General features: G+C 71.5%; 13 protein-coding genes. 6 read left to right on the top strand and 7 right to left on the bottom strand.

The window, feature by feature from the left end; all coding sequences use genetic code 11:
- Position 1 precedes the first annotated feature (1 nt).
- The 6 genes from D9599_RS19005 (at position 2) to D9599_RS18980 (ending at position 9874) form a co-directional block, all read left to right on the top strand.
- Complete coding sequence (locus D9599_RS19005) at positions 2 to 1372, top strand: xanthine dehydrogenase small subunit (protein ID WP_198382863.1); 1371 nt, start codon at positions 2 to 4, stop codon at positions 1370 to 1372.
- On the top strand, positions 1369 to 3684 hold the full coding sequence (gene xdhB / locus D9599_RS19000; protein WP_232480682.1) for a xanthine dehydrogenase molybdopterin binding subunit: 2316 nt from the start codon (positions 1369 to 1371) through the stop codon (positions 3682 to 3684). Before D9599_RS19005 ends, xdhB begins: the two co-directional genes overlap by 4 nt.
- 49 nt (positions 3685 to 3733) lie before the next feature.
- Positions 3734 to 4912 (top strand): isovaleryl-CoA dehydrogenase, encoded by a 1179-nt coding sequence (locus D9599_RS18995; protein WP_198382862.1) that lies wholly within the window; start codon positions 3734 to 3736, stop codon positions 4910 to 4912.
- Positions 4912 to 6534: a carboxyl transferase domain-containing protein gene (locus tag D9599_RS18990; protein ID WP_198382861.1), complete on the top strand. Its 1623-nt coding sequence runs from the start codon at positions 4912 to 4914 to the stop codon at positions 6532 to 6534. The genes D9599_RS18995 and D9599_RS18990 overlap by 1 nt, the downstream gene beginning before the upstream one ends.
- A 5-nt stretch (positions 6535 to 6539) precedes the next feature.
- The gene (locus tag D9599_RS18985) at positions 6540 to 8528 is read left to right on the top strand and encodes an acetyl-CoA carboxylase biotin carboxylase subunit (RefSeq protein ID WP_198382860.1); all 1989 of its coding nucleotides are present in this window, start codon (positions 6540 to 6542) and stop codon (positions 8526 to 8528) included.
- Positions 8529 to 8602: 74 nt separating this feature from the next.
- A complete protein-coding gene (locus D9599_RS18980; RefSeq protein WP_198382859.1) occupies positions 8603 to 9874 on the top strand; it encodes a hypothetical protein in 1272 nt (423 codons plus the stop codon).
- A 36-nt stretch (positions 9875 to 9910) separates the two neighbouring features.
- Here D9599_RS18980 and D9599_RS18975 read toward each other — a convergent pair whose 3' ends face one another.
- The 7 genes from D9599_RS18975 to prsK all read right to left on the bottom strand — a co-directional run bounded on the left by D9599_RS18975 (position 9911) and on the right by prsK (position 22373).
- A complete protein-coding gene (locus D9599_RS18975; protein ID WP_198382858.1) occupies positions 9911 to 11881 on the bottom strand; it encodes an AsmA family protein in 1971 nt (656 codons plus the stop codon).
- A gap of 72 nt (positions 11882 to 11953) precedes the next feature.
- Entirely contained in the window at positions 11954 to 14041 is a 2088-nt protein-coding gene (locus tag D9599_RS18970; protein ID WP_198382857.1) for a hypothetical protein, read from the bottom strand.
- Positions 14038 to 14448, bottom strand: coding sequence for a hypothetical protein (locus D9599_RS18965; protein WP_198382856.1), 411 nt, complete (start codon positions 14446 to 14448; stop codon positions 14038 to 14040). Before D9599_RS18965 ends, D9599_RS18970 begins: the two co-directional genes overlap by 4 nt.
- Before the next feature lie 187 nt (positions 14449 to 14635).
- Positions 14636 to 16006 carry a putative O-glycosylation ligase, exosortase A system-associated gene (locus tag D9599_RS18960; RefSeq protein ID WP_198382855.1) on the bottom strand — a complete coding sequence of 457 codons (1371 nt, stop codon included), beginning with the start codon at positions 16004 to 16006 and terminating at the stop codon, positions 14636 to 14638.
- Positions 16007 to 16042: 36 nt separating this feature from the next.
- Positions 16043 to 18859, bottom strand: a complete 2817-nt coding sequence (gene prsT / locus D9599_RS18955; RefSeq protein WP_198382854.1) for an XrtA/PEP-CTERM system TPR-repeat protein PrsT — start codon at positions 18857 to 18859, stop codon at positions 16043 to 16045.
- Complete coding sequence (gene prsR, locus D9599_RS18950) at positions 18856 to 20286, bottom strand: PEP-CTERM-box response regulator transcription factor (RefSeq protein WP_198382853.1); 1431 nt, start codon at positions 20284 to 20286, stop codon at positions 18856 to 18858. The genes prsT and prsR overlap by 4 nt, the downstream gene beginning before the upstream one ends.
- The gene (gene prsK, locus D9599_RS18945; RefSeq protein ID WP_198382852.1) at positions 20283 to 22373 is read right to left on the bottom strand and encodes an XrtA/PEP-CTERM system histidine kinase PrsK; all 2091 of its coding nucleotides are present in this window, start codon (positions 22371 to 22373) and stop codon (positions 20283 to 20285) included. Before prsK ends, prsR begins: the two co-directional genes overlap by 4 nt.
- Positions 22374 to 22384: the final 11 nt, after the last annotated feature.

Raw genomic sequence — 22384 nt, 5'->3', positions numbered from 1 at the left:
CATGACCACCGGCCCCATCGTCTTCACCCTGAACGGCACGCATCGCGCGCTGCCGCCGGGCACCTCCCCCACCACGACGCTGCTCGACTGGCTGCGCGGCCCTGCCGGGCTGACCGGCACGAAGGAGGGCTGCGCCGAGGGCGACTGCGGCGCCTGCACCGTCGTGATCGAGGAGGCGGACGGCGCCCGGGTGCCCGTCAATGCCTGCCTCGCGATGCTCGGCCAAGTGCATGGGCGCGCGCTGCGAACGGTCGAGGGGCTGGGCGGCCCCGCGACGCCGCACCCCATTCAGCGCGCCCTGGCAGAGGCCGATGCCACCCAGTGCGGCTTCTGCACTCCCGGCATCGTCATGACAGCCTGGGCCCATTCGCGCGAGGGCGGCGACGTGCACGACGCGCTGGCGGGAAATCTCTGCCGCTGCACGGGTTATCGGCCGATTGTCGAAGCGATGAGCGGGCTGCACGACGACGGCGCTGCGCCGGCGCCCTCCCCCACGGGCCCTGCCACGCGGCTGGAGGCACCGGGCCAGGTTTTCCACCGTCCGGCGACGCTGGAGGCGCTTCTCTCCCTGCACGCGGCTCACCCCGACGCCTGGCTGCTCTCGGGCGGCACCGATCTCGGCTTGCGCGTCTCCGAGAGGCGGGAGATGCCGGCGATGGTGATCTGCCTATCCGACGTGCCGGAGATGAAGGGGCTGGCGGCGGGGCCGGAAGGGCTGCGCGTGGGTGCCGCGACAAGCTACCGCCAGCTGCTGGCGGTCTGTGAGGCGGACTCCGCCATGTCGCCGTTCGCGGGGTTGCTGCGGCGCCTCGGGTCCCGCCAGATCCGCGGGATGGGCACGATCGGCGGCAATCTCGGCACCGCCTCCCCCATCGGGGACGCACTGCCTCCGCTGCTCGCACTTGGCGCCACGCTGCGCCTCGTGGGGCCAGAGGGGAGGCGCGAGATGCCGGTGGAGAGCTTCCTCACGGGCTACCGCACCAATGCCCTCCGCCCCGGCGAAATCATCCAGGACGTATTTATTCCCCGTCCTCCCACTGGCGCCCTGTTCGTTGCGGAGAAGCTCTCCAAGCGGCCAGACCAAGACATCACGACGGTTGGCCTGTCGGCCGTGATCGGGTTGGAGCGGGGGCACGTGTCGTTGGCGCGCATCGCGCTGGGCGGCACAGGCCCGCGTGCGGAGCGTTGCTCGGCGGCCGAGGCGGCGCTTCTCGGTCAGGCCTGGAGCCGCGAGGCCGTGGAAGCGGCGGCCAGCGCGCTGGAGGCGGCGATCGCGCCCCTTTCTGACCTCCGGGCGAGCGCCGATTACCGGCGGCTGGCCGCGGGCAACCTTCTCCGAAGGCTCTGGCATCGCCAGACGGAGGCCGCATGATGGACACGCCCCTGCACCACATCGGCCGCGACCGTTCGGGCCCTGGCGCCGCACTCCGCCAGGACAGCGCGCTGAAGCACACGACAGGCGAGGCGCGCTTCACCGATGACCTGCCGATGCCGGCGGGGCTGCTGCACGCGGCGCTCGTACTCTCCCCGGTGGCGCACGGGCGGCTGGCGCCGATCGACCTCTCCCCGGCGCTCGCGGTGAGCGGCGTGGTGGCGGCGATCGGGCCGGGCGACATTCCTGGCCGGAACGACATCGCCCAGGCCAGGCGCCCGCAGGAGCACATGCTGGCCGAGGGGCTGGTGGAATACTGGGGCCAGCCCCTGGCCATCGTGGTCGGCGAGACACGCGACGCGGCGCTCGCCGGCGCAGCTGCGGTGCGGCCGGAGATCGAGCCACTGCGCCCCGTGCTCTCGGTGGAGGAGGCACTCGACTCGGGTGCCTTCCTCATGCCGCCGAGCGTGATGACGCGTGGCGACGCGCCTGCCGCCATCGCTGCCGCGCCGCGCCGCCTGTCCGGTCTCTTCCACGCCGGCGGGCAGGAGCACTTCTACCTCGAGGGGCAGATTGCCCTCGCCATTCCGGGTGAGGACGGGGATCTCGTCATCCACTCCTCCACGCAGCACCCGACAGAGGTGCAGCACATCTCCGCGCGCATCCTCGGCTGCGACCACAACCGGATCTCCGTGCAGGTGCGGCGGCTGGGCGGCGGCTTCGGCGGGAAGGAGAGCAATGCCTCCTGGGTGGCGGCCTGCGCGGCGCTAGCGGCGCGGCGGACCGGGCGGCCGGTGAAGCTGCGCCTCGGGCGCAAGCAGGACATCGCCGCAACCGGGAAGCGCCACCCGATGCTCTTCCGCTGGGAGGTGGGCTTCGACGAGACGGGCCGTATTCTCGCGCTCGACGCCACGCTTGCGGCCGATGGCGGGCACAGCGTGGATCTTTCGGCGGGCGTGGTGTTCCGCTCCGTCACCCACGCGCTGAACTGCCTCGACGTGCCGGCCGTGCGGATCTTCGGCGCGGCCTGCAAGACGAACACGGTCAGCAACACCGCCTTCCGCGGCTTCGGCGGCCCACAGGGCGTGCTGCTGATGGAGGATGTGACCCACCGCATTGCCCGCAGCCTCGGCATGACCCAGGAGGCGGTGCGCGAGCGGAACCTCGCGGGCGGGGAGAACGACGAAGCGACGCCCTATGGCCAGAAGCTGGAAGGCGACCTCCTCCGCCGCGTCTGGGCGGAGTGCCAAGACGGTGCCGACTGGACACGCCGGCGCGCGGAGGTAGATGCCTTCAACGCACGGAACGAGGTGGTGAAGCGCGGCCTCGGCAGCTTCGTCCTCGCCTTCGGCATCTCCTTCGGCATCCTCTCGATGAACCAGGCGGGCGCCCTCGTCCACGTCTACGAGGACGGCTCGATCCGCCTGAACCACGGCGGCACGGAGATGGGCCAGGGGCTGTTCATCAAGATCGCCCAGGTCGTCGCCGGTGTCTTCGGCGTGCCGGTCGAGCGGGTGCGGATCACGGCGACAAGCACGGCGGAGGTGCCGAACACGGCGCCGACCGCCGCGAGCACCGGCTCCGACCTTAACGGCTGGGCGGCGCAGCTCGCGGCGACCACCATCCGTACTCGCATGGCGGAACTCGCCGCGGCGGAGTGGGGCGTGCGGCCGGAGGAGATCTCCTTCGAGGAGGAGGAGGTCTTCGCCGGCAACCACCGCATGCGCTTCGGCGAGCTGGCGCATCGCTGCGTCCAGGCGCGCGTCTCGCTCTCCTCCACGGGCTTCTACCGGACGCCCGGGCTGCACTGGGATCCCGTGGCGCTGAGGGGCGAGCCGTATTTCTACTTCTCTTACGGCGCCGCCGTCGCGGAGGTGGAGCTGGACCTGCTGACCGGCGAGCACCGGATGATCCGCACGGATCTGGTGCAGGACTGCGGCCGGTCCCTCAACCCCGCCGTCGACCGCGGGCAGATCGAGGGCGCCTTCGTGCAGGGCCTGGGCTACATCACCTGCGAGGAGCTGTGGTGGGACGACCAGGGCCGGCTACGAACCCTGGGTCCCTCCACCTACAAGGTTCCGGGCTCGCGCGACGTGCCGGCAGTGATGAACGTGCGGCTGCTGGAGGGGGCGCCGGCGCGGGCGGATACCATCTTCCGCTCCAAGGCCGTGGGCGAGCCGCCGGTGATGCTGGCGACGGCTGTCTGGAACGCGCTGCGGGACGCCGCGGGGGCAGACCGGCTGGACCTGCCGGCAACGCCGGAGCGCCTGCTGATGGCGGCCCGTCGCGGCGCTTGCGGTCAGCAGTCCTGACTTATACCGTTCCCTCTACCCGCCGCCTGAGCGGGACAGAGGGAACGGCATGAGCAACAGCCTCACCGGCTTCAGAGGCCTCGATTACGACCTTGGCGAGACCGCGGACGCGCTGCGGGACCAAGTAGCCGCCTTCGCCGCCCGCGAGATCGCGCCGCGCGCTGCCGATATCGATCGCAGCAACGACTTCCCGGCCGATCTCTGGCGGAAGTTCGGCGATCTCGGCCTTCTCGGCATCACGGCACCCGAGGAATATGGCGGCGCGGGCATGGGCTATCTCGAGCACTGCGTAGCGATGGAGGAGCTGAGCCGGGCCTCGGCCAGCGTCGGTCTCTCCTACGGGGCACACTCGAACCTCTGCGTGAACCAGATCGCGCGGAATGGAAATGCGGAGCAGAAGGCGCGTTACCTTCCGAAGCTGATCAGCGGGGAGCATGTCGGCGCCCTGGCCATGAGCGAACCAGGCGCCGGCTCGGACGTGGTGGGGATGCGCACGCGCGCCGAGCGCCGCGGCGACCGCTACATTCTCAACGGCGGCAAGTTCTGGATCACCAACGGGCCCGACGCGGACGTGCTGGTGGTCTATGCAAAGACCGATCCCGAGGCGGGGCCGCGGGGCATCACCGCTTTCCTTATCGAGCGCGGCTTCAAGGGCTTCTCCACCGCGCAGAAGCTCGACAAGCTTGGAATGCGCGGTTCCAACACCGGGGAGTTGGTCTTCGAGGACTGCGAGGTGCCCGCGGAGAACGTGCTCGGCAGCGAGGGGCGCGGCGTGAACGTGCTGATGAGCGGCCTCGACTACGAGCGCGCCGTGCTGGCGGCGGGGCCGCTCGGCATTATGCAGGCCTGCCTCGACATCGTGCTACCCTATGTCCATGACCGCCGGCAGTTCGGGCGACCGATCGGCGAGTTCCAGCTCATGCAGGGCAAGATCGCCGACATGTACACGGTGATGTCCGCGGCCAAGGCTTACGTCTACGCCGTGGCAAAGGCCTGCGACCGTGGTCAGACCACGCGCAAGGATGCAGCGGGCGCCATCCTCTACGCCGCGGAGAAGGCCACCTGGATGGCGCTGGAGGCGATTCAGGCGCTGGGTGGGAACGGCTACATCAACGACTATCCCACCGGCCGCCTCCTGCGCGACGCGAAGCTCTACGAGATCGGCGCCGGCACGAGCGAGATTCGGCGGATGCTGATCGGCCGCGAGCTCTTCGCAGAGACCGCCTGATGTCGGCTCTCCCCACGGCGCTGGACACGCGCTCCACCGAATATACCGCGAACGCAGCGCGGATGCGCGCGCTGGTCGACGACCTGCGCGCGCACGCGGACCGGGTGCGCCAGGGCGGCGGTGAGGCGGCGCGGGAGAAGCATCTCTCGCGCGGCAAGCTGCTGCCGCGTGACCGCGTGCGCACGCTTATCGATCCCGCCTCGCCGTTCCTCGAGATCGGGCAGCTCGCCGCAGGGGGTCTCTACAAGGACGAGGTGCCCTCCGCTGGGCTCATCACGGGGATCGGGCGTGTCGAGGGCCGCGAGTGCATGATCGTGGCGAACGACGCCACGGTGAAGGGCGGCACCTATTTCCCGCTGACGGTGAAGAAGCACCTCCGCGCGCAGGAGATCGCCGAGCAGAACCGCCTGCCCTGCCTCTACCTCGTGGATTCTGGCGGCGCCAACCTGCCGAACCAGGATGAGGTCTTCCCCGACCGCGACCATTTCGGACGAATCTTCTTCAACCAGGCGAACATGTCCGCGAAGGGCATTCCGCAGATCGCGGTGGTGATGGGAAGCTGCACCGCGGGCGGTGCCTATGTGCCGGCGATGTCGGACCAGAGCGTCATCGTGCGGAACCAGGGCACCATCTTCCTTGCGGGACCGCCGCTGGTGAAGGCCGCCACCGGCGAGGTTGTCTCGGCCGAGGACCTCGGCGGCGCGGAGGTACACTCGCGTATCTCCGGCGTGACGGACCACATGGCGGAGAACGACGCCCATGCGCTCGGCATTGCCAGGCGCATCGTGGCGGGGCTGAACACGCGGAAGTCCGTCTCGCTCGACCTCGCGCCGCCGCGCCCGCCGGCCTACGACCCGCAGGAGATCCATGGGCTGATCCCGGCGGACCTGCGCCAGCCCTATGACGTGCGGGAGGTTATCGCCCGGCTGGTGGACGCTTCCGAGTTCGACGAGTTCAAGCCGCTCTACGGCCCTACCCTCGTCACCGGCTTCGCGCGGCTGCACGGCTATCCCGTGGGCATCGTCGCGAACAACGGGGTGCTGTTCTCGGAAAGCGCGCAGAAAGGGGCACACTTCATCGAGCTTTGCTGCCAGCGCGGCATCCCACTCGTCTTCCTGCAGAACATCACGGGCTTCATGGTCGGCCGGAAATATGAAAGCGGCGGCATCGCGAAGGACGGCGCGAAGCTGGTGACGGCAGTGGCCACCGCGACAGTGCCGAAGTTCACGGTGGTGATCGGCGGCAGCTTCGGTGCGGGTAATTACGGCATGTGCGGCCGCGCCTACTCTCCCCGCTTTCTGTTCATGTGGCCGAACGCGCGGATCAGCGTGATGGGCGGGGAGCAGGCCGCCTCTGTCCTCTCCACCATCCGGCGCGACGCTCTCGAGGCACGCGGTGGCACCTGGACGGCTGCGGAGGAGGAAGCCTTCAAGACGCCGCTGCGCGACCAGTACGAGACGCAGGGCCATCCCTACTACGCCAGCGCTCGCCTCTGGGACGATGGCATCATCGACCCCACGGAGACACGGACCGTGCTCGCCCTGGCCATCAGCGCCTCGCTGAACGCGCCCATCGAGTCCTGGGCGGAGCGCAAGCCGGGCTTCGGCCTGTTCCGGATGTAAAGCCCATGTTCAGCACGATCCTGATCGCCAATCGCGGAGAGATCGCCTGCCGCGTGATCCGCACCGCCCGCCGCATGGGCATCCGCACCGTTGCCGTGCATTCGGACGCCGACGCGGATGCCATGCACGTGGCCATGGCCGATGAATCCCGCCGCCTCGGCCCCGCGCCGGCGCGGGAGAGCTACCTGCGCATCGACGCCATCATCGCCGCGGCCCGTGCCTCGGGCGCGGAGGCCATTCACCCCGGCTACGGCTTCCTCTCGGAAAACGCGGAGTTCGCGGAGGCTTGCGCAGCGGCCGGCATCGTCTTCATCGGCCCGCCGCCCTCGGCCATTCGCGCCATGGGCTCGAAATCGGCTGCGAAGGCACTAATGGAGCGCGCGGGCGTCCCACTGGTGCCAGGCTACCACGGCGAGGACCAGTCGCCGGACACGCTGCGCCAGGCGGCCGAGCGCATCGGCTATCCGCTGCTGATCAAGGCAAGTGCAGGCGGCGGCGGCAAGGGCATGCGAATCGTAGAATCGGCCGCCGGGCTTGAGGAAGGGCTGGCGCTCGCCAAGGGCGAGGCGCGCTCCTCCTTCGGCGACGACCACGTCCTGCTGGAGCGCTATCTCACCCGCCCGCGGCACATCGAGGTGCAGGTCTTCGCCGATAGCCAGGGCAACACCGTCCACCTCTTCGAGCGCGACTGCTCCATCCAGCGCCGCCACCAGAAGGTGGTGGAGGAGGCCCCCGCCCCCGGCATGGACCCCGCCCGGCGTGAGGCCATGGGGCGCGCCGCCTGCGATGCCGCAACGGCGATCGGCTATGTCGGTGCCGGCACCGTGGAGTTCATCGCCGAAGGGGACGCCTTCCACTTTATGGAGATGAACACCCGGCTGCAGGTGGAGCACCCGGTCACCGAGGCGATCACCGGCCAGGACTTGGTGGAGTGGCAGCTTCGGGTGGCGGCAGGCCAGCCCCTCCCCCTCACCCAGGATGCTCTCCGTATCGGCGGGCATGCCATCGAGGTCCGGCTCTATGCCGAGGACCCGGCGCGGGACTTCGCGCCCTCCATCGGCCGCGTGGACCACCTGCGCTTCCCGCTGGAACAGCCGGGCGCGCGCGTGGACACCGGCATCCGTGAGGGCGACGCGGTCACCATCCACTACGACCCGATGATCGCAAAGCTCATCGTGCACGCTCAGGACCGAGAGGCGGCTGTTCGGCGGCTTTTGGGCGCCCTCGCCGCGACGGAGATCACAGGGCCCGCGACGAACCTTGCCCTGCTCACCGCGATTGCGGCGCACCCGGCCTTCCGCCGCGGGGAGTTCGACACCGGCTTCATCGCACGCCACGCAGCGGAGCTTCTACCCGTTGCCTGCCCTGCCCCGCGCGCAGCTCTCGCTGCAGCGGTCGCGCGCCTGTTGCTCGATCTTGCGGCTCTGGCCCCGGCCAATTCGGCGGACCCTCATTCTCCCTGGAACGTTGCCACCGCTTGGCGGCTCAACGGCGATGGCTACCAGGATTTTGTCCTTGAGGACGGGGGCAGCCCCCGCACGCTACGTGCCCATCTGCGTCCGGGAGGCTTTCGCCTGGACCTGCCGGAGGGCCGGGCGGAGGTGGAGGCGCGGGAGGACGTGGACAGCACCATCGCCCTGCGCATCGACGAGAGTGTCATCCGGCCGCGCGTGCTGCGGCGGGGCGACCGCCTCACCGTTTTCCTGAATGGCGGTACCCATAGCCTGCGGTATCTGGACCCGCGCCTGCCCGTAGGCGGCGAAGGTCCGGCGGCCGGGCGAATCCTGGCGCCCATGCCGGGCAAGGTGCTCGAGGTGCTGGCGCAGCCCGGCCAGGATCTGCCCCGCGGGGCCGTGCTCCTCGTGCTCGAGGCGATGAAGGTGCAGATGCGGATCACTTCCCCCGCCCCCGGCCGAGTTTCCGCCGTCCTCTGCCGCGTGGGGGAGTTGGTGGAAGACGGGATGGAGCTGGTGAAGATGGAGCAGCCATCCTGAATTAATCAATTGATCGGAAAAATGCCTTCACGGGGGCGGGAGGCTGGTTAGGAACCCCTGACGAAGGGAATTCCATGAAAGAAGACGCCCTCCCCACCCGGCCCCGTTTCCTCGTTACCGCCTGCGCGGGGGCGCTCGCCCTCTTCACGGTCTCCGCGACCGTCACCTGGAAGCAGCTCAGTAGCCTCGGCACCACCGTAGCGGCAGCCGAGCCGAAGGAAACGGTGACGCCGGCACGCGCTGAGGACCTGTCCGCGCTGACGGCGGGGCGGTCGCCGCCTTCCTCGATGATGACAGCGGCCACCCAGGCGGAGGCGGTTTCCGGCTTCGCCGCGCTGGATGCCGTGCCGGCCGCAGTGCCCGAAGCTATCATCCCTCTGGCCGTTCCGGAGGTGCCGCCTGTCGTGCTCGCCGAGGCTCCGCCATCGCCGCAGGCCGCGCCAACTCCGCCTCCGGCGGAGGAACTTGCGACCCCTGCTCGCGCCCTCCTCCGGATCTGCGCCGACAGCCCAACCGGCAACTACACCTTCGCGGCTCGCGAGATCGCCGCCCGCCTTGCAGTTCCGGGCGAAGTCGAGGTGCTGGCGACTGCCGGCTCCAGCGAGAACCTCCGCCGCCTGGCGGCCGGCGACTGCGAGCTGAGCTTCTCCCAGGCCGACGCGCTGGCCCTCCGCACGGCGGAGCACCCCGAGGAAATGGCCGGGCTCGATGCCCTTAAGCGCGTCTACGGAGAGTTCGTGCACCTCCTCTGCCCCATTGTCTCCGGTTGGATGACCGCAGGCGCGCTAGACGGGCGGACGCGGCTCATCCTCGGCGGTGAGGGCAGCGGCACGGCCGAGACCTGGCGCGCCTTCACCCAGGCTGTGCCGGGGCTGCGCGCGGTGCACCGAGTGAACGACCCCGGGAATCTTGTGGCTATGAACCGCGTGAAGGACAGCCGCGACACCTGCATGCTCTGGATTAGCGGGCTGAACAGCGGGGACATGCAGGGCGCGAACCGCATGTCCGCTAACACGCCGAATAGGCGGCGCACGATGCGCCTCGTCACCGCGTCCAAGCCCGAACTGCGCGGCCTGCGGCTGGCCGATGGGCAACCGATCTACCGTTTCGAGGGGATCGACGCCCGCAGCGGCGCCTACGAAAACCTTCTCGACCCACGCCCTGGCCCGCTGCGCAACGGCAAGCGGGGAATTCAGCCGGGCTCGGTCACCGTGCCGGTGGTGGATGCCGTCCTCGTCGTGCGGCGGGATCTCCTCGCGCGGCTGCTAGGCCGCGGGTCGGAGATCGTCGCCGCGGTGGAGGAGGCCGGGCCGGCGATCTGGGCCCGGGTCAGCCCCCGCCGCTGAGGCCGCCCCTGACGGGCGTCGCAGCCATGGCGATCCTCAGCGCGCCTGACGGGCGACCGGGCGGCCGCGGCGCACGAGAGACTCGCAGCGATTATCCTCGCCCACGCCGAACTGGATCGTGGGCAGCAGGCCCGCAACCGGCGCGACGAGCGCCGCCAGCCCGCCGATCAGCCCGCCACGCGCCGCCAGCTCCGACATGTCCGGGCCGACATCAGGGTTGCGGAAGCTGCCGTCGATGAGGATCGATGTCGGGATCGCACCGATCGTAAAGCTCTTGGACTCGCTCCTCAGCCGCACCTCCATCCGCTCGGTCGAGAGGTTCACGTTACCGGTCGCGTTCACGATGACGTCCTCCGTGTCGAGCAGGACGGTCCGCAGCCCGGCGACGCCGCGGTTGAGGCCGACATTGGCGACGAAGCACTGCACCGTCGTCCGCCCGGGCACGCCCAGGGCGGAGAGGATGGCATTGCCGAGCCGGAGGCCGGATAGGTCCACAAGCAGCGCCGAGAGGTTGCCACCGGACATGCCGAGGGTGATCTCGCCGCTGCCACGCCCCAGCAGTTCCGCAAAGGAGCGGCCGCTGCCCTCGAGATGGCCGCGGCCGTTGATGCGACCCGATCCTTCGAAGGTATTCGTCGCCTGCATCAGGCGCGAGACGTCGAGGCGCTGGAACTGGACATCGGCCCGCGCGCGCAGCCTTCCTCCCTCTTCCGGGACGAAGTTCATGTTGCCTTCTATCTTGCCGGTGCCGACACCCAGCGCGATCGGGCGCAGGGTGATGGCGCCGTCCTTCAGCTCCATGTCGGTGCGAAGCGTGTCGAAGGGCATGTTGCGGCCGGTGATGCGGTCCGCGTGATAGGTCAGGTGGACATTGGCCGCGTCGAGCTTGGGGAAGTTGATGGGGTCGTCGGGCAGCACGCGGCTGCGCGCCTCGTCACGCGCCCGCTCGCGCCGCTGCTGGGCGGTCTGGCCAGGGGTAGAGGCGCGGCCCGGCTCCTCGCCGATGAATCCGCCGAGATCGGCGAGGTCCACACGGCTGGACCGTAGATTCGCCTCCACATTCGGCTTCGCGCCGCCGGTGGTGACAGCGATCGTGCCGGCGAGGTCGCTGCTGCCCATCCTTCCCTGGAAATTGCGGAAGCGTACCCGGCCGTCGGCATAGTCGAGCTGACCGGCGATGCGGTAGGCGGGGGTCTTCGGGATCGGCACGCCGGTCAGGGCCTGCAGCAGGCCCATGTCCGGCCCCTGCATCTCCAGCCGCACATCGGCACCTTGCAGCTCGAGCGGATTGCGCAGGCTGCCCTGCAGGTTCACGCGCGTCGGCCCGTTGGCGAGTTGCATCTCGATCGGCCAGGGCTTGTCCTGGTCCTGGAGTGCCAGCACCGCGCCACCAGTCGCGGTGCCGGTGATGGGTTGACCGGCATAGGTGCCCTTCGCCTCCACGGCGATGCGGGCGTCCGGCGTGTCCTCGCTGCGGGTGGCGACAGCTAGATTGAAGTCGGCCTTCAGCCGGGGATCCACCACATGCGCCTGACCCTCCACGATCCGCAGCAGGCCGATGCGCGGCGCGGCGGAGGGCGGGCGGGGCTCGGCCGTTTCACCGGCGGGCTGGCCGAAATCAAAGGCGTAGTTCGTGCGCCCGTCTTCCAGCGCCCTTGCCTCGACGACGGGGCGCGTCACCTCGATGGAGGGGATCACGATCGAACGGTCGCGCAGGAAGGCCATGACATCCAGCCGCACCGCCGCCCGCTCGGCCCGGGCGAAGGGGGGATCGTCCGGGAAGCCTTCCGGGTTCGCCACGCGCAGCCCATCCACCGACACCTCGGTGACGCGGCCGAGGCGCACGTGGAGGTGCTCGATCTTCACGGGCCGTCCGAGCGCGGCCGAGGCCCGCGCCTCGGCCAGCGGGATGAACCAGTCCCACGACCAGAATGCGACGAGGAGGGCGATAAGAAAAACCGGGATTCCGGTCCAGATCGCCCAGCGCGGCACACGGCGTTGCGCCATCGCTCCCTCCTCTAGGTCGTGCTGGCCTGCCTCTGTAACCCCGAAAATGAACGAGGGTTCATCGGTAGCCGCTCAGCGCGTGCCCCTCGCCGGCACCCGGCAGCCGCCGGCCGCATCCCTCGGGGCGATGTCGAACTGCGATCCCGCCCGCTGGGCCGGCGCGGTATAGGGAGCGCCCGCGTTCTGGATCCAGGAAAGGGCCGCCCGTGCGCGAGGCGTGCCGGTTACTTCGCTCAGCAGGGTCAGGGATTGGATGGCGAGTGTGCCGTAGTCGCCATCACTGGTGGACCAGCCGTTGCCGTTTGACATGTTGCGCGCACGCGTCTCCTGGCCGATCCGCGCCCAGGTGTTGAAGGGTGACTGCGGCTGGTTCTCGGGCCACATGGCCAGGTTGTAGGCGCAGCCGTCATGTGGATTGAAGCCGCGGTCGCCCGAGAGGAAGCGGCCGGCGATGAAGTTCTCCATCCAATCGAGCACGGCCCGCGCGTCCGCGTTCCCCCGTCGGGCCGAGAGGACGGCAGTGGAGACGAAGTAGTCCTGCTGCCAGGGCGCTATTGCGCCGGGCGTGCCGTACTCGCCGGGGATCCAGCCATGGGCCTCGCCCTGGCGCCGCGTCCATTCCGGGATCTGCGCGCGGATCCAGGCCCAATTGCTGGCGGCCACCCCGCGCAGGTAGTCGCCGGTGCGGTCCCCCCGCGGCGCCGCCCAGGCGGCGTTGTCGAGCTGCCGCATGCTCCAGGCAGCCCCGCGCACCTGCACGCCGCGCACGACGTTCGCCTCCCCTTCCCCGCGCGGCGCGGGCCAAAGGCTGATGATGTTCCAGGCGCTCTGCGCCAGCAGCTCGTCGAGGAAGGCGCGCCGGCCGGTCAGGATGAACGGAACCGTGGAAAGATCCGGCTGGTGGGCCGTGTCGGGCGTCCAGCCGGTGTCGCCGGAGACATTCTGCATGAGACCGCCGGGCGGCGGCCCACCCCGGCTGTCCACCCAGAGGCGCGGCCACTTCTTCACGTCCAGCCAGCCGTTCACCGAGGGATCCCACATGTGCCAGGGCACCGATCCCGCCGCCTCCGCCTGCCCGATGGAGACGGTGGCGGCCCGCTGGTCCCCGGTACCGAGCCAGAGTGCCTGCGGCTGGGTGACGGGCCCGATATCCGCCCGCCCGCCCGTGGAAGGCATGGCACGGGTGATGCCGCGGGCCTCCAGCGGGGCCGACCAGTTGCCTTCGGCTACCTGCCGCGCGAGCTGGCCGAGCGCCCGGTCCACAGCGCCCGACGACATGCTGTAGCGCGGCACCGCCCCGGCATCGGCGAGGTAGTTGGTGTCGTGCCGCGGCCGCGGCGGCTCGGCCGCGGGCTTGCCGTGATCGGCCGCCAGCAGCCGGCCCCAGCCCGTGTACTGCCACTGGTGGAGAAGGCCGGTCCGCATCGCCTCCCGCCCGTCGAGCAGCACCCGCACGCCGTAGGACGCGGAGCCGCCGCCGGGGCGCATGGCGGCGTCGTTGCGCAGCCAGACCTCGGTCCAGAGCGTGCCGTCGCTCCGCAGCGCCACGTCCGCCACGACGCGGAGCGAGGTGACGCCGGCCAATGAGTCGGCGGGAACCGCGACGGCAACCCGCCGCTGCACGGCGAGCGGGCCGGACTGCCAGGCCTGGTCGGCCGGGGCCGACCGGAAGGCCGCAAGAAGGTCCAACCGCCAGACCTGGCCGCCGGCCGAGGCGAGTTCCAGCACCGCGCTGCGCCCGGAGAGCGCGGCGGCGATGTCGAGCGGCGCCGGGGAGCCGCCGGCGCCGGCCATCAGCATCACGCCCCGCTCCTGCCCCTTGCCGATGGCCGGCGGGGCGAGCGAAACGACGCCAAGCCGCGCCGAGCCGTCCGCATGGACCGCGAAGACATCGAGTTGCGCGGGGGACTCGCGCCCGTTGGTGTCGCGCGCGCGCAGCGCCGCGCCGCGCGGCACGTGGCCGGGCGGGAAGGCTTGGCCGAACACCGTGACAGTCCCGGCGGGCGCCCCCGTGCCCTCGAGCATCAGCCCGACGATCTCGCCGGGTCCGGAAGGGCACGGAAGGGCCGTTGCGGCCTGGGCGAAGCCCGGCCGGGTGAAGGCCGCGGCCCCAAGCGCCAGGGCGGTGCGCCGGTGAAAGGAAGGGGGGGAATGCGTCATCCGTAATATCCCAGCGCGCGGCGGAAGGGGGCGGGCTGCCCGGGGTTTGACTTGTCCCGGCCGAAACGCTCGGCCGGGGCACGGTTGGCATGACGGAAGGGCGGGCCGGGTGGGCGGCGGGCGCCTTCGCCGTCCGGGTGCGGGGTCATCCGCTCCAGCATCAGCCCGACGCCGCGGCCGGACCTCCAAAAAAGGGCAGGCGGGAGAACTGTCGCCAGGGCGTCACCGCCGACGACGGGATGCCGAAGCCTGTTCGCGACGAACGCGCCGCGGCCGGGTCGCACCGTGCAGGGGCAGAGCATGTTGGAGGTCGGCGGGCGCGCCGGCACGTCCACGCTCGCGCCAGGATCCGGGACCCTTTGCCCCACGCCGACACCATCGAGGCCGCGTGCCGGCTCGCGCCTCATCCGCATCCCCTTCCATGTCGAAGAGGGAGCCGAGCCAGTTCCGCCGCCCTGGTTCCCGACGGACGGACCAGACAGCCAGCCAGCAGATCCCGATCAGCATGCAGACGAAGTAGGCGCCGTTCATGGCCTCTCCCCTCTTCGCGCGGCGCGAGCGCATGGCAGCCGCATCCGTCTTCTCCCAGACCGCTCACCGGGCGGCAGCGCTTCGCGCGATACCTGAGACGTCGGGTAGCAGTTCCGGCACGGCTGCCTCCTTCGGCAGCCCGCCTATGGCGTGCGGGAACCAGGCACCGGGCTCGGCGCGACCCATCGCCTCGCTTCGACGCAGGATTGCTGTTGCGGATGCGAGCGCAACGACCAGCGCCCACGGAAGGTGCCAATAGGCTAACGAGAAGAAGCTGCCGCCGACGAGGTAGGCGACGATGGAGACGATCGCCATCCGTCCGAGGTCGCGCGCCCAGGCCAGCTCCGCCCATTCCTCCGGAAGCGCCGCGAGGCGCCGTGCCTGGACGAGGCCCGTCAGCGTCAGCGCGGCCCAGGCGGCGAGGGCCAGAAAGCCGGTCTCGCCCAGAACCTCGAACCAGATGCTGCCCGCGGCGCGACCCGGGGAGCCCGGCGACACCATCTCCACCACCGCTCCGTCGGAGAGGCCCGCGAAGCCGGCGCCTGAGAAGGGATGCACCAGCGCAAGGCGCAGCGCATTCTCCCAGGTCGCCAGCCGCTCGGCGGCCGAGGGCGTGGCGGCGGCCAGGTCGAGGGAGGCCCCCTCCCCTCCGGCCAGCGGCAGGGGCAAGGGAGAGAGGATGAGGGCAACTGCGACGGCGGCCGCTGTCAGACCGGCTGGAAGCACCCGCCGCCCGCCTGTCCAGCCATAAGCGACGCAGGCCGCCGCGAGGGCAAGCAGCGCCCCGCGGGACCCGCTGCCGAGGACCGCGAGAAGGCAGAGGCCCATGGCGCCGACGAGCCCAACCCGCGCCACCGCGTTGCGCGACTGCAGCCGGAGGTAGTTCATCAGCGGCAGCGCGACGACCGCTGCCGTGGCGAGCGGACCACGCTCGGCAATTGGCAGTCCCTCCGGCGCCCATTGGCGGTAGGCGCCGCCGCTCACGGCCGAGAGCACGCCGCTGCGCACGCCGTAGTAGCCGATCGCGATGACCATCACCCAGACGAGGGCGTGCAGCCGCCGCCGGTCGGTCAGCATTGCCGCGGTGAGGAGAAGGGCGACAAGCGTCGTCTCAATCCCCTCCCACTTGGCGAGGCTCGCCGCAGGGTTGCTCGGTGCGACGAGGGCCGTGACCGTGAAGAGGCCCATCAGCGCCAGGATGAGAAGCGTCGTCGCGTTCAGGGGGAGGCGCCTGGGCTCGCCTGCGAGAAGACACCCGAAGAGCGTCGTGGCAAAGACCATGAGAAGCCAGGGCATGGAGGCAGCCGGCCCGTAGACCAGCCGCTCCGGCCCCATCAGCAGCAACCAGGTGAGGAGCAGGACGCCGACGAAGGGCCGCGCCACCGCGAGCGGCAGCAGCAGCACCATCGTGGCGACAAAGGCAGCGTCACGCACTGTGCCGCCCGCCTGGCGGGTGACGCCTGCCGGCGCTCACCGCCCCGCCTTCAGGTCGGCGAGGAGGCGCTCTGCCTCGGGCCGGCCGTCGAAGGCGGCGGGGGTCGCCAGCGCGGGCGTCAGAACGCGCAGCGCCTCGTCGCGATCGCCTGCCTGGCGAAGCGCATAAGCCAGGCGCCAGGAGACGGCGGGATCGGGCGCCCCGGCCGCCGCCCGCGCCGCGACGGATTGCCGCAGCAGGGCGACGCCGAGCCGCGGCTCGCCGGCGCGGGTGAGAATCCACCCGAGAGTGTCCGCGGTGTCCGGGTTTTGCGAGAGGGCGTAGGCGCGCTCCGCCATCTCCCGCGCCTGGGCTGTGGCGCCGCGGCGATCCACCAGCCAGGCGAGGTTGTTCAACGCCACCGCATCGTTCGGGGAGCGCTCCACCACCTTGGCCAGACCTGCCTCCGCCTCCGTGTAGCGCCGCTGCATGATGTCGAGCGAGGCGAGCGCCATCAGAGCGCTAATGTCGTCGGGCTGCCGCGCCAGCAGGGCGCGGAGCGGCGCACTGGCCTCCGGCAGCTTGCCCGCGCTGCGCAGGGCCGCAGACTGGCGCAGTACGAGGCCCGGGTTCGGCGTCTTCTCATTCGCCGCGGCGTAAGCGCGGGCAGCCTCCTCCATGCGGTTCTCGCCGGCGAGCAGATCGCCGCGGAGCGCCGCGGCGGCGGGCAGCGCGCTCGTCTGCGAGGCAAGGCGGTCGGCTTGCGCCAGCGCCGCGTCGAGGCCGCGGGCCTGCTTCACGAGGGCCACATAGGCCTGCTGCAGGCGTAGATCGGCCGGCGTGTTGCGCAGCCCCTCCTGGATCACGGACTCAGCGCCGCGGGCATCGCCACTGCGCGAGGTCAGGGCCGCGAGGCGGATCCGGGCATCGATAGAGGTCGGATCCTCCGCGAGGGCCGAGCGTGCGGCCTCGCGGGCTTCGTCCATCCGGCCGGCGGCGGCCAGCGCTTCGGAGCGAGCCATGGGCAGGAGCGGGCCCCGGTTGCGGCCATTCGCCCGCAGCGCCTGCGAGTCCAGCAGCTCGAGCGCCTTCGCCGGCTCGTTGGAGCGGACGAGCACCTCCGCCAGCGCGAGGGCCGGCGCCAGCTCGCCCGGCGCCGCGGCCTGGACGGATTCCAGCACGGCGCGGGCGGGCACGGCGCGCGGCGAGCCGGGGCGCGCGGCGGCACCGAGCTGGGCCAGGGCGTCCGCGTTTGTGGGCGCTCGCCGCAGCACCTCGCCGAGCAGCTTCTCCGCCTCCTCCGGCCGGCCGGTGGAGTTCGCCACGCGCGCGAGGCCGAGGCGCGCACCGATCGAGTCCGGATGGTCGCGCAGCACCGCCTCGTAAGACGCGCGCGCGCCGGCGAGGTCGAGCTTGGTGAGCTTCAGCGTCCCCTCTGTCACGCCGGCGGCCTCGCCGCGGCGTCCCTCCTCACCGAGCTGCTGGAGTTGGGCGCTGGCCGCGCCCATGTTGCCACCCAGCATGGACGCGGTGGCAAGGAGCTCGCGCACGGTCGGCTGGTCGGACTGCACGGCGAGCGACTTCTGCGCCGCGTCGGCCGCCCCGCGCGCGTCGCCCGCGGTGAGGCGGGCGGCGGCAAGGCGATTGAGGATGCCGGTATCCTGCGGGGAGAGCGCGGCAGCACGGGTGAGCGCCTCCGCAGCCTCACGCGGCCGGCGGGCGGCGGCATGGGCACGCCCGAGCAGGTCGTAGGTATCGGCATCGGCCTGACCCTGCGGCCCGAGGCGGGAGAGATAGCGCGTGACGGTGCCGGCAGCGGCGTCGGGGCGCTGCGCCTCCATCTCCAGCCCCGCAAGCAGCTTGACGCCGCGCACGTCCTCTGGCCGGCGCGCGACGTAGCGGCGGGCAGAGTCCTCCGCCTGAGCCGTCTGGTTCAGCGCGCGCTTCACCAGGGCCTGGATGAGGAAGCCCTCGGGGAAGTTCGCAAGCACGGGCTGGATGCGCTGCAGGTCGTCATCCGCCGCGCGCCAGTCGCCGGAGCGGGCGAAGAGGCTCGCGCGGAGATAGACGGCGGCCGCGCTGCCGGGCTGGCTTGCCAGTGCCGCGTCCACGTCGCGCCGTGCACCCGCGTTGTCGCCGGCGGCCATCAGCGCTTCGGCGCGGGCGAGGCGGGCCGGGATGTTGCCAGGCGCCAGCGCGAGCACACGCCCCACGGTCTCCGCGCCCTCCCGTACGGCGCCGCGGGCCATCTGCAGCGTGCCCTTGCGGAGCAGCGCCTCGATCGAGTTCGGATCGGCCGCGAGGGCGCGATCCGCCTCAGCTTCGGCCTCCGCTCGGTCGCCCTTCACCAGGGCGAGGGCCGCCGCCGCGGTATGCGGCTCCGGTGCATTGGGATTGAGCTTCAGCGCCTCCGCCACCGAGGCGGCCGCGTCGTCCTGGCGGTTGAGCGAGAGCTGCGCGAGGGCGCGCGCCGCTGCGATCTGCGCACCGAGGGCGGGCTTGTCCGGCTGCGGCGGGAAGTCGCGCAGAAGCTCGTTATTCCTGTTCTGCACGAGGTAGGCGCGAAGAAGCGCGCTCGTCGCCTGCACTTGGTCGGCGCCGAGCTCGAGCGCGGTGCGCGCCTCCTTCTCCGCCGTCGCGCCGTCACCGACGTCGAGGCTCGCCTGCACGAGCGCCATCCGCGCCACGGGGGAGCGGGGATCGTCGCGTACGGCATTGCGCAGCTCGATCTGCGCCGTCCGCAGGTCGCCCTTCGCCTGGGCCGCCCGCGCGCGCTCCAGTGGCTGCGCGACAGCCGGCGCCACGGCGGCCACCGACAGGCCTGCGACGAGGGCCATGGCCAGGGGACGCGGAAGGGCCGTGCGGCGGGTCATGGAAGTTCTCCAGAGAGGTTGTCTTCAGCGGCCTGGGCGTCGTTCGCGGGCGCGTCGCCCGCGCCGCGCGTGCCCGGCCGTGCCGTCAGCCCGTGCTCGTCGAGCAGGCCGTAAAGGGTTGGGCGGCTGATGCCGAGCAAGCGGGCCGCGGCGGCGACGCCGCCATCGCTGAGCGCCAGCGCGCGCAGGATCGCCGCACGCTCCGCCGCCGCCCGCGCGGTCCGCAGGTCGAGCGGCTGGTCCGAGGGCGGCGCCGCGGCCAACTCGAGGTCCGCTGCGCCGATTTGCGGGCCTTCGGTCATCAGCACCGCGCGGCGAACGCGGTTCTCAAGCTCGCGGACGTTGCCAGGCCAGGAATGGGCGGCGATCGCATCGGCCGCCCCGGCGTCAAAGCCGCGCAGGCGGCGGTCGAACTCCTGGGAGTGGCGGGCGAAGAACCAGCGCGCGAGCAGCAGCGCGTCGCCCCCCCGCTCGCGCAGCGGCGGAATGCGGACGGTGACGCCGTTCAGGCGGTAGAGCAGGTCGCCGCGGAATCCGCCGTTCTCGGCAAGCGTCTCGAGCGGCTGGTTCGTCGCGGAGACGACGCGCACATCCACCCGTGTCTGCGTGCGCCCGCCGACGCGCTCAACCACCTGATCCTGCAGGAAGCGGAGCAGCTTCGCCTGGAGGGACATCGGCAGGTCGCCGACCTCGTCGAGGAAGAGGGTGCCGCCATTCGCCGCCTCGATCTTGCCGGTCACCTGCCGCACCGCGCCGGTGAAGGCGCCGCGCTCATGGCCGAACAGCTCGCTTTCGAGCAGCGCCTCGGGGATCGCGGCGCAGTTCAGCGCGGCGAAGGGGCGCTTGGCACGCGGGCCGAGTTCGTGCAACGCGCGGGCAAGCGCCTCCTTGCCCGTGCCGCTCTCGCCGAGCAGCAGCACCGGCACCGAGACTCCTGCGAGGCGCTCCACGGTGCGGCAGACGCGAAGCATGCCTTCGTCGGCGGTAATGATCGCGCTGATGGGGCTCGGGCGCGGCGCCGCAGCGAGCTGGCGGTTCTCCTCCTCCAGCGCGCGGAGGCGGAGGGCACGATCAACGACGGTGCGCAACACGTCGAGATCGACCGGCTTCTCGCAGAAGTCGTAGGCGCCCGCCGAGATGGCGCGCAGCATGTTCGCGCGCTCGTCGCGCCCACTGGCGACCACCACCGGCAGGCCGGGGCTGATGCGGCGCAGCGCATCGAGGGTCGCGAAGCCCTCCGACACGCCTTCGGGATCGGGCGGGAGGCCCAGGTCGAGAAGAGCCGCAGCGGGGTGTTCGCGCCGCGCCACCGCCTCCGCTTGGCGGCGGTCGGAGGCGAGCACCACCCGGCAGGAAGGAAAGGACCAGCGGTACTGCGCGAGGAGGCCGGGATCGTCCTCGACGATGAGAAGTGTGGGCTTGCTCACGCGAAGGCCGCCTGTGCGGGGGTGGAGGGATGAGCCGCCACTGCACGGACAGGCAGGCGCAGGCGCATGGTGGTTCCGGCGGCGGGGCGGCTGTGCACCTCAAGCTCACCGCCGGCCTCACGCAGCAGCTCACGCGCCTGCCAAGCGCCAATGCCGTTACCATCAGGGCGCGCGGTGCGGAGTGGGCGGAACAGCTCGTCGCGGATGAAGTCAGCGGTCATACCCGGCCCTTCGTCGATGATGTCAAGCACCGGCGCCTCCGGTGTGCCATGCAGGCGCAGGCGGACCGGCGCGCCCGGCGGCGAGGCCTCAATGGCGTTGTCGAGGAGATGCCCGACCGCCGCCTCGAAAGCCTCGGGGCGCATGAGAGCGCCGCCCGCTTCGCTCTCGCATTCCACGACCACGCGCGGGCCGCGCCCCCGGGCGATGGAGCGCAGCCGATCCGGCACGTCGCGCACGCTGCCGCGCGGGTCGGCGGCATCGGCGCTGGTGAGCGCGTCCCCGGGTTCGCGCAACCGCGCGATCAAGGTGTCGATGCGCGCGGTGGCGGCGCGAACGGTGATCAGCATGTCGCGCTGGAACTCGGGATCGCTAATGTTGTCCTCCGCATTGCCCAGCAGCAGTTTAAGGCCGCCCGAGACCGTCTTCACGTCATGCGCCACGAAGGCGAATCGCGCGGCGTAGCTCGCCAGGCGCCGGCCGTCCGCGACACGCTCCGCCGCCTGCCTCTCGGCGAGGAACATCGCCACCTCCCGTCCCAGGGCGCGGAGCAACTCGAATACTTCCGTATCGAGCGGAAAGGCCGCGCGTGGCGGGGCGAGGAGCACAGTGCCGAGCACACCGTGGCGATGGTGCAGGAGCGGCACGGCAAGCCAGAGCGCGCCATAGGCTCCGCGCAGCGCGTCCACGTCCGGCGTCGCCTCGGAGAGGACGAGCACCCGCTCGCCGGCGCCGAGCGCCTCCAGCAGCGGCTGCGCGTCCGGCGCGGGCACGGAAGGCGTGTTCCAGGAACCGGACCAGCGCAGGCCGCCGGGCACCGCGCCATCGGCTTCCTCCCGCATGAGGAGCACGCCGGCGGGGCTGTCCACCGCGTCCGCGATCGCGCGCACCGCGCGTACCGGGGCGGGCGCTTGTCCATCCGGGCCGGAAAGGGCCGCGATGCAGCGCATCCACTCGCGCCGGTAGTCGTAGCGCGCGCGGAAGAAGGGATCGACGAGGAAACGCCGGATGCGCGACCTCGCGGAGCGGGAGGAGAGCGCGACAGCGAGCGCCATGACCGCCCCGGCTAGCAGGCTGGCCTGCGCCGTGCGGCCCCAGGCGCCGCCCAGGCCCTCCAGCATCTGCCCCGCCGCGCCGACACCGAGCAGGAAGGTGCCGCTGACCACGAGCGTCGCGCCGTGGAACACTGCCTGGCGCGAGACGGGCGGCCCGCGCCGCCAGCGCCGATCGCGCAGCGCGGCCAGCAGGAGCAGCCCCGCAGCCAACATGGTGAGCACCGCCCGCGCATCGAGAAGGATGGGCGAGAAGCGGTGGGCGAGCACGGCTTCCGCGTAGAGGACGAGGTCGAAGACGCCGAGGCCGCCGATGGCGATGCAGGGCAGGTTCACGTGCCACCGCCCGGCCTCGTCCGCGCCGCGATAGACGTTCTCAGCGAGCAGCACCACGAGGACCGCGAGGCCCAGTCGGGCCACGATCGCGGGGGTTGCTAGCACGGAGCTGGTCGAAGCCTCCCAACTCAGGGTGGAGACAGATGGCAGCAAGGTGAGGACGCCAAGGATCACCAAGCCGCCGATCCACAGCAGGTGGCGAGAGCGCGCCGTCTCCGCCGCGTCCCGCTCATGCAGGTGCAACAGCAGGGCGCACCAGAAGCCGGCGCGGACTAGTTCCAGTACCCCGGTGAAGCCGCCGAGCGGCGCGTCCATCGGCCAAATGGCCGCGGTGCCCGCCCAGGCCGCCAGGGCTGCAGCAGCGGCGCCGAGCAGCAAGGTGGTCAGCCCCCGGCGGCCCGTGGTCCAGACGAGAAGGGCGACCAGGATGCAGACGGCGGCACAGGCTGCCTGGAGCGGCCATGACACGAGAGCGGTCATGCCGATCCCGA

Source organism: Roseomonas sp. KE2513, from assembly GCF_016107305.1.
Lineage (GTDB): Bacteria > Pseudomonadota > Alphaproteobacteria > Acetobacterales > Acetobacteraceae > Roseomonas.
The sequence above is the reverse complement of the archived record's forward strand: the minus strand, read 5'-3'. Positions and strand labels throughout refer to the sequence as shown.

Coding starts and splice junctions, on each gene's coding strand:
- D9599_RS19005 (WP_198382863.1), top strand. CDS start 2: ATGACCACCGGCCCCATCGTCTTCACCCTGAACGGCACGCATCGCGCG.
- xdhB (WP_232480682.1), top strand. CDS start 1,369: ATGATGGACACGCCCCTGCACCACATCGGCCGCGACCGTTCGGGCCCT.
- D9599_RS18995 (WP_198382862.1), top strand. CDS start 3,734: ATGAGCAACAGCCTCACCGGCTTCAGAGGCCTCGATTACGACCTTGGC.
- D9599_RS18990 (WP_198382861.1), top strand. CDS start 4,912: ATGTCGGCTCTCCCCACGGCGCTGGACACGCGCTCCACCGAATATACC.
- D9599_RS18985 (WP_198382860.1), top strand. CDS start 6,540: ATGTTCAGCACGATCCTGATCGCCAATCGCGGAGAGATCGCCTGCCGC.
- D9599_RS18980 (WP_198382859.1), top strand. CDS start 8,603: ATGAAAGAAGACGCCCTCCCCACCCGGCCCCGTTTCCTCGTTACCGCC.
- D9599_RS18975 (WP_198382858.1), bottom strand. CDS start 11,881: ATGGCGCAACGCCGTGTGCCGCGCTGGGCGATCTGGACCGGAATCCCG.
- D9599_RS18970 (WP_198382857.1), bottom strand. CDS start 14,041: ATGACGCATTCCCCCCCTTCCTTTCACCGGCGCACCGCCCTGGCGCTT.
- D9599_RS18965 (WP_198382856.1), bottom strand. CDS start 14,448: ATGAGGCGCGAGCCGGCACGCGGCCTCGATGGTGTCGGCGTGGGGCAA.
- prsT (WP_198382854.1), bottom strand. CDS start 18,859: ATGACCCGCCGCACGGCCCTTCCGCGTCCCCTGGCCATGGCCCTCGTC.
- prsK (WP_198382852.1), bottom strand. CDS start 22,373: ATGACCGCTCTCGTGTCATGGCCGCTCCAGGCAGCCTGTGCCGCCGTC.